The sequence below is a fragment of the Erwinia sp. CGal63 genome (genome assembly GCF_037026505.1).
GTDB lineage: Bacteria > Pseudomonadota > Gammaproteobacteria > Enterobacterales > Enterobacteriaceae > Erwinia.
The window spans coordinates 1-1,286 of record NZ_JAKUMN010000012.1 but is presented as its reverse complement, the minus strand read 5'-3'; the positions used below and the strand labels follow the sequence as shown (position 1 = coordinate 1,286).

Annotated in this window: 1 rRNA gene; it reads right to left on the bottom strand. The window is 55.3% G+C overall.

Going from position 1 to position 1,286, the window contains the following annotated elements:
- Positions 1 to 1,286: ribosomal RNA gene (locus MKZ79_RS21120) — 23S ribosomal RNA — on the bottom strand; the annotation flags it as partial.

The following is a 1,286-nucleotide window of genomic DNA, read 5'->3' as shown; positions in this document are numbered from 1 at the left end:
CAGGGAGAACTCATCTCGAGGCAAGTTTCGCGCTTAGATGCTTTCAGCGCTTATCTTTTCCGCACTTAGCTACCGGGCAGTGCCATTGGCATGACAACCCGAACACCAGCGGTGCGTTCACTCCGGTCCTCTCGTACTAGGAGCAACCCCTCTCAATTCTCCAGCGCCCACGGCAGATAGGGACCGAACTGTCTCACGACGTTCTAAACCCAGCTCGCGTACCACTTTAAACGGCGAACAGCCGTACCCTTGGGACCTACTTCAGCCCCAGGATGTGATGAGCCGACATCGAGGTGCCAAACACCGCCGTCGATATGAACTCTTGGGCGGTATCAGCCTGTTATCCCCGGAGTACCTTTTATCCGTTGAGCGATGGCCCTTCCATTCAGAACCACCGGATCACTATGACCTGCTTTCGCACCTGCTCGAGCCGTCACTCTCGCAGTCAAGCCAGCTTATGCCATTGCACTAACCTCACGATGTCCGACCGTGATTAGCTGACCTTCGTGCTCCTCCGTTACTCTTTGGGAGGAGACCGCCCCAGTCAAACTACCCACCAGACACTGTCCGCAGCCCGGATTACGGGCCTACGTTAGAACACCAGCCATTAAAGGGTGGTATTTCAAGGACGGCTCCACGCGGACTGGCGTCCACGCTTCAAAGCCTCCCACCTATCCTGCACATCAAGGACCAGTGTTCAGTGTCAAGCTGTAGTAAAGGTTCACGGGGTCTTTCCGTCTTGCCGCGGGTACACTGCATCTTCACAGCGAGTTCAATTTCACTGAGTCTCGGGTGGAGACAGCCTGGCCATCATTACGCCATTCGTGCAGGTCGGAACTTACCCGACAAGGAATTTCGCTACCTTAGGACCGTTATAGTTACGGCCGCCGTTTACCGGGGCTTCGATCAAGAGCTTCTCCTTGCGGATAACCCCATCAATTAACCTTCCGGCACCGGGCAGGCGTCACACCGTATACGTCCACTTTCGTGTTTGCACAGTGCTGTGTTTTTAATAAACAGTTGCAGCCAGCTGGTATCTTCGACTGGCTTCGGCTCGGGGAGCAAGTCCCTCCACCTACGCGCCAGCGTGCCTTCTCCCGAAGTTACGGCACCATTTTGCCTAGTTCCTTCACCCGAGTTCTCTCAAGCGCCTTGGTATTCTCTACCTGACCACCTGTGTCGGTTTGGGGTACGATTCCGTGTTACCTGGAGCTTAGAGGCTTTTCCTGGAAGCAGGGCATCTGTTGCTTCAGCACCGTAGTGCCTCGTCGTCACGCCTCAGCCTT